We start from the raw sequence: 6,039 nt of genomic DNA, 5'->3' as shown, positions 1-6,039 counted from the left end.
CCTGAACGCCTTCGACATCACCTTCGACGGCCGACTCTCCGCAGCCCGTCAGTAACCCCAACCACCCTGGTTACACCGCTCGTTTGACAGACCCCGGCTTCGGCGAACGCGCGGTAGAGCGAGGCGACGGAGGGGTGCTTGTCCTTGTTCTTGCCGGTCTTGATGGTGAGCTTGCCCGCGATCTCGGGGACGGGGACCCCCTTGTCCTTGAGCGCGAGGGCGAAGGTGAGCATGTCGTCGTCGATGACTTTGGGGCGTCCGCCGTGGTTGCCCTTCTTCGCGGCGCTGACCTGTCCTTCGAGGGTCTTCTCCCGGATGTAGTTGCGCTCAATCTGCCCGGCGACGGCCAGGACGGCGAAGAACATGGCGCCCATGCCATTGGGGTCGTAGATGCCGGCGAGCGGGCCGGTGAGGAGTTCGAGCTGGATGTCGTCGGCCTGGAGCTCGGCGGACAGCGTCATCAACTCGGCCGCGTTCCGCGCGAGGCGCTTGAGCTCGTGGACGGTGAAGATGACCGGGGTGTCGGGGGTGGCTTCCTTGAACTGGCGGGCCAGCTTGAGCGCGGCCTGAAGCTCGGGCCGGACCTTGATCCGGGTGCTGATCTGCTCCTGGTAGATCTTGTGGCAGTCTGCTTCTCGGAGGGCTTCGAGCTGGCTCGCCAGCTCCTGGCGGGCTGTTGACGTCCTGGCGTACCCGATGCGGATGGGCTTCGCGGTGCGCTGCGCGGGCACCGCGGCGGGGGCCGGTCCCTGCTTCCAGGGGCGGCCGGGTGAGCGGTCTGCGGGGATGAGGACTTCGAGTTCCTCGCGCAGCGCGGCGATGAGGACGAAGCGCGGCGTGTGGTACTTCGTCGCGGTCTTCCCGCCGCGCGTTCGGCACGCGCTCCCGGCGGGCGCCTCGCACTTGGGGCAGTCGTTGCGTTCTACCGCGTCTGCGGCTTGATCGGGCGTCAGATCCACGCGATCAGTGTCGCAGAAGGTGTCTCGCAGAACGCCCGAGTTCTGAGAGGACTTCTGCGAATCGCGACCTGCGCAAACGGATCACGTTTCGGGGCTCTCGCAGAACTCGCACAGATGGTCATTTGTGAGAATGCCCTTGTGCCACGCGGACGTGACGGCCTGGTTCCGCGTGACCGCGCCGGACGTGGCACCCCGTGTTAGGTGTCAGGCGCGGAAGGTGGCCCAGACGGTGCGTTCGGTGCGTACCGTCAGGTCGTCGCGGCGCAGGATGCTGTGCGGGCTGGTGGTGTCGAGGAGCCGGTCGAGCGCGCAGAGGTCCTCGGGGGAGAGCCTGTCGGCGATGACGCTGCGGATGCGTTGCAGGACGCCGAGGGCGTAGCGGCCGATCGCTTCGCTGCGGTCGCCCTCGATGTCCACGGCGATGGTGCGTTCGTCCTCGACGGTGAAGCCGGCGGCGGTCAGCATCGGGCCCCAGTCGGCGCCGCGGTGGGGCATGTGTTCGGCTTGGCGGCGGTCGGCTGCGGCGTGGACGCGCTCTTCCAGGCCGGGCCGCTCCTTGGGGGCATTCTCGGGCAGGAAGCGGGGGTGGCCGGCCAGTTCGACGACGGCGAACAGGCCGCCCGGCGCGAGCGCGTCGTGGACGGTGCGCAGCGCGCGCTCGGGGTGGGCCATGTGGTGCATCGATGCCGATGCCCAGATCAGGTCGGGCGAGCCGAGGTCGGGCCAGGCGTCGTCGAGGTCGGCCTGCACGGTGCGCACGCGTTCCTCGACGCCGCGGGTGCACGCCTTGGTGCGCAGGCGCTGAAGGTGTTCGGCGGACGTGTCGACGGCGGTGACGTGCGCGTCGGGGAAGCGGTCGAGGAGGGCGAAGGTGCCCGCGCCCGTGCCGCAGCCGAGGTCCACGATGTGGCCGGGGGCGGTCTTCAGTGGCAGCGACTCGGTGATGGAGGCGGTGTGCTCGGCGAGGACCTCGGCGTCCAGGTCGAGGATCTCCGCCTGATCGCTGGTGTCCTGCTCGAGGTGGTGGCCGTGCGAAACGCCGTGGTGGGTGGTGTGCGTGTGTGCTTGGTTCACGCTCTTCACCGTAGGTCGACTATGCGCCAGAGGCGTACTGTCTCCCTGTTTGCGCAAGACGATGGCCGTAGCTGCTGCGTGACGCGCAAAAGGGCGCCGCTGCGGAGGCCGTCGTGTGGCTCGCGCCGTCATTCGGGAGGGCTTTGAGCGTCGCCGTCGTCGCGCTGGTGGCCGCGGCGGGCGTCGCGGTCGAAGAGACCCAGGATCTCGCAGGGTCCACCCCCGGCGCCGATCGCGTGCGGCATCATTGTGGGGAACTCGGCGGCCTGGTTGGTCTCGATGCGGAAGCGGCGCTGGCCGAGCATGAGGATCGCGGTGCCGGACAGCACGACGAGCCACTCGCGCCCCGGGTGGGCGCGCATGCGGGCGGGGTTGTCGGGCGGGGGGTCGGTCAGGCGCTGGCGCACCACGCTCATGCCGGGGTCGGCCTTCAGGGTCCAGCGCATCCGGCCGTGGGCGCTGTCGATCGTCGGACTGGTGACGACGTCGTCGGTGGCGGACACCACGAGCTGGTCCAGCGTGGTGTCCAGGGCGCGGGCGAGGGTGACCAGCTGGTCCAGTGCGAGGCGGCGCTGGCCGTTCTCGATGCGGCTCAGTGAGGACTGGCTGAGGTGGGCGCGGGTGGCCAGTTCTTCCAGTGACAGGCCCTGCGCCACCCGCAGCGCGCGGATTCGTTTGCGTACGAGGCCGTCCAGCTCTCCACTTTCTTGCGTCATGAGCAACATTATATGCCTTAGATGCAATGCGGGGTTAGCGTCTGTGTAGATGGTCCGCAGTGTCTGGGACCACGCATGACGAAACAGCAGGAGGACATGGCTATGACGACTTCTCCGTACGCGAGCGACGCACTGCCCGGTGGAACCGTCGACGCAGTGGTGATCGGCGGGGGCGCCGCAGGCCTGAACGGTGCTTTGACTCTGGCCCGCTCCCGCCGGTCGGTCGTCGTGATCGACAACGGCTCCCCGCGCAACGCGCCGGCTGCGGCCATGCACGGCTTCATCGCGCTGGACGGCACCGAGCCGCGCGAGATCCTCCGGCGGGGCCGGGAGCAGGTCCGCCAGTACGGCGGACACATCGTCTTTGGCACGGTGGCCTTTGCCGCCCCGGCCGCCCCGTCGGCCGACGGAGACTTGCGTTTCACCCTCACCCTGGCTGACGGCCACAGCATCACCGCACGCCGCCTCCTGGTGGCCACGGGTCTGCGGGACGTGCTGCCCGAGGTCCCCGGCCTCGCCGAACACTGGGGAGACAGTGTGGTGCACTGCCCGTACTGCCACGGCTGGGAGGTCCGCGACCAGCCCATCGGCGTCCTCGCCACCGGCCCGGCCTCCGTCCACCACGCATTCCTGTTCCGCCAACTGACCGAGGACCTGACCTACTTCACCCACGGCACCGCCCTGGATGAGAACACCCGCGCCCGCTTCGCCGCCCGCAACATCCCCATCGTCGACACCCCGGTGCAGGAGGTCGTCAACCACGAGGACGGCACCATCGCCGGGCTGCGCCTGACCGGCGGCCAGGTTGTGGGCCGCCGCGTCCTCGCGGTCGCCACACAGATGCAGGCCCGCACCAAGGGCCTGGACGCGCTGAAGCTTCCCGTGGAGGACTTGCCAGACCACATGGGCCGCCGCTTCGCCTCCGGCATGGCCGGCACCACCGAGGTGCCGGGCGTGTGGGTGGCAGGCAACGCCACCGACCTTGCCGCCCAGGTCGGCGCTTCTGCCGCGGCCGGCGCCCTGGCCGGCTCCCACATCAACGCCGTGCTGGTCACCGCGGACACCGACGCTGCGCTCGCCGCCGCGCGGGGCGAGACACCCGCCCCCTGACAACGCCTCCCGGGGGCCCAGCCGACCGCCCGGCCCAACCCGCCCCGTTCACCCACCGACCGGCCCTGCCCGGCGTCAGCTCGGCATGCCTATTTTGTGAGGAAATCCATGAGCACACCCCAGCCCCCACAAGCCGCGCCAGCCAGTGGCGAAGGCAGCCCAGACGCGCGTCAGCTGCGGACGGTCCTGATCACCGTCTCCCTCGCGCTGATGTCGGTCATCGCCTCGGTGTCCGGGCTGAACGTCGCGCAGACCCACATGGCAGTGGAGTTCGGCGCCTCGCAGAACACGGTCCTGTGGATCATCAACATCTACACCCTCGCCCTGGCCGCTCTGCTGCTGCCGCTCGGCGCCATCGGCGACCGCCTGGGACGCAAGCCCATGCTCCTCGCCGGACTGGGCTTCTTCGGCGTCGCCACCGTCGTCTCGGCCCTGGCCCCGACGGCGGAGGTGATGATTGCCGCACGCGTCGCCAGCGGTATCGGCGCCGCGATGATCATGCCGATCACCCTGGCCGTCATCACCTCTACCTTCCCCGAGGAACAGCGCGACAAGGCGATCGGCGTATGGACCGGCGTCGCCGGCGGCAGCGGCATCCTGGGTATGTTCCTCTCCGCCCTCCTCGTCGACGTCGCCTCCTGGCGTTGGCTGTTCGCTCTGCCGGTGGCCCTGATCCTCGCGGCCCTGGCCATGACGGCGAAGTCGGTTCCCAACTCCCGCGAGACCTCGGCCCACCGCTTCGACACCGCCGGTGCGCTGCTCTCCACCCTCGCCGTGACCGGCCTCATCTTCGTCCTGCAGGAGGGCCCCGAACACGGCTGGACCGCCCCCGTCACTCTGATCAGCCTCGCCGTCGGTCTCCTCGCGGCCATCGGCTTCGTGGCCTGGGAGCTGCAGCGCCACGACAACGCACTGCTGGACGTGCGGCTGTTCCGCGAGCGTGGCCTGAGCGGCGGCTCGATCACACTGCTGGTGGTCTTCGGTGTCCAGGCGGGCATCGGCGTGGTCCTCTTCCCGTTCTTCCAGGCCGTGCTCGGCTGGTCCGGGCTGCTGTCCACCGCCGCCATGATGCCCATGGCCGTCATGATGATGGCCACCTCCGGCCTGGCCCCCAAGCTCGCCGCGGGCATCGGTTCCCGCTCCACCATGGCCGCGGGCATCGCGCTGGCCGGACTCGGTCTCGTACTCATGGCCCTGCTCGTCTCCGCCAAGGGCGGCTACCTGTCCATCCTGCCCGGACTGCTCGTCATGGGACTGGGCATGGGTCTGTCGATGACCCCGTCCACCACCGCCATCACCGCGTCCCTGCCGCGCGCCAAGCAGGGCGTGGCCTCCGCCCTGAACGACGTCACCCGCGAGTTCGGTACCGCACTCGGCGTCGCTCTGCTCGGCGCGCTGCTGGCCAACGGCTACCGCAGCGCCATCGACAACCGGCTGCACGGCATCCCGCAGGGAACCGCGGACACCGCCCGCGACGGCGTTGCCAACGCCGTCGAAGCAGCCGGCAACGCCGGCCCGCACGCCCAGGACCTGCTCCACGCAGCCCAGCAGTCCTTCGTCGACGGCTGGCAGCAGTCCATGTGGGCAGGCGCCGCCGTCATGGGCGCCCTGCTCGTCTACATCGTCTTCCGCGGCCCCAAGAACACGACACCTGCGGTCACCGCCGAGGCAGAAACCGCCGAGACCCTCGCCGCCCGCTGACCGCACACGAGCCAGACGCACACCAGACACACCGCTCCGTGAACATCGCGTTCGCCGGCGCACGATCAGCCGACGGACCCCGGTCCGGCTGATCGTGCGCCGATTTCGTGACCCGGACCAAAGTCCGTGAAGGCCGCGCCAAGGTCCTGCTCACCGTGTCCGTCTCGATGATCTCGCCCGTCGGCGCCGAGTACGAGGCTGTGCTCGCCGACGTGAGTGCCGCCAGTGGACAGCTCACCTGCACCGGCTGGAGCCCACCGCCGCCGCGTAAAGCCGCCCCGCCCGCCTATCACATGGGGTGATGCTCTGCGCTGGAATCGGGGACCACCTCACGCACTGAGCCCTTTCCAACTTGAGTGCGGATCACGGCAGTTGGGCTGACAGCGTGGTGAAGCCCCTGGTAGATGGGTTTTCGACCAAGAGAACCGTCTCCACCAGAGGCTTCACGTGCTTGTTTACCCGTCCGGCATCGACGTGTC

General features: G+C 69.5%; 6 protein-coding genes. 3 read left to right on the top strand and 3 right to left on the bottom strand.

All coding sequences use genetic code 11. The annotated features are described in order from the left end of the window. Positions 1 to 17 precede the first annotated feature (17 nt). The 3 genes from ACIOWN_RS34335 to ACIOWN_RS34325 all read right to left on the bottom strand — a co-directional run bounded on the left by ACIOWN_RS34335 (position 18) and on the right by ACIOWN_RS34325 (position 2,749). The gene (locus tag ACIOWN_RS34335; RefSeq protein ID WP_401984451.1) at positions 18 to 959 is read right to left on the bottom strand and encodes a recombinase family protein; all 942 of its coding nucleotides are present in this window, start codon (positions 957 to 959) and stop codon (positions 18 to 20) included. Positions 960 to 1,163: 204 nt separating this feature from the next. Then, positions 1,164 to 2,033, bottom strand: a complete 870-nt coding sequence (locus ACIOWN_RS34330) for a class I SAM-dependent methyltransferase (RefSeq protein WP_401984450.1) — start codon at positions 2,031 to 2,033, stop codon at positions 1,164 to 1,166. Between the two features lie 128 nt (positions 2,034 to 2,161). Further along, positions 2,162 to 2,749, bottom strand: a complete 588-nt coding sequence (locus ACIOWN_RS34325) for an XRE family transcriptional regulator (protein WP_362357743.1) — start codon at positions 2,747 to 2,749, stop codon at positions 2,162 to 2,164. A gap of 96 nt (positions 2,750 to 2,845) precedes the next feature. Here ACIOWN_RS34325 and ACIOWN_RS34320 point away from each other — a divergent pair, with 96 nt between their 5' ends. The 3 genes from ACIOWN_RS34320 (at position 2,846) to ACIOWN_RS34310 (ending at position 5,862) form a co-directional block, all read left to right on the top strand. Then, entirely contained in the window at positions 2,846 to 3,859 is a 1,014-nt protein-coding gene (locus tag ACIOWN_RS34320) for an NAD(P)/FAD-dependent oxidoreductase (protein ID WP_362357741.1), read from the top strand. 108 nt (positions 3,860 to 3,967) lie between these two features. Further along, complete coding sequence (locus ACIOWN_RS34315; RefSeq protein ID WP_401984447.1) at positions 3,968 to 5,560, top strand: MFS transporter; 1,593 nt, start codon at positions 3,968 to 3,970, stop codon at positions 5,558 to 5,560. Positions 5,561 to 5,667: 107 nt separating this feature from the next. Then, positions 5,668 to 5,862, top strand: coding sequence for a hypothetical protein (locus ACIOWN_RS34310; protein WP_362357737.1), 195 nt, complete (start codon positions 5,668 to 5,670; stop codon positions 5,860 to 5,862). Positions 5,863 to 6,039: the final 177 nt, after the last annotated feature.

It is taken from the genome of Streptomyces sp. NPDC087787 (assembly GCF_044743035.1).
In the GTDB taxonomy this organism is placed as follows: Bacteria; Actinomycetota; Actinomycetes; order Streptomycetales; family Streptomycetaceae; genus Streptomyces.
The sequence above is the reverse complement of the archived record's forward strand: the minus strand, read 5'-3'. Positions and strand labels throughout refer to the sequence as shown.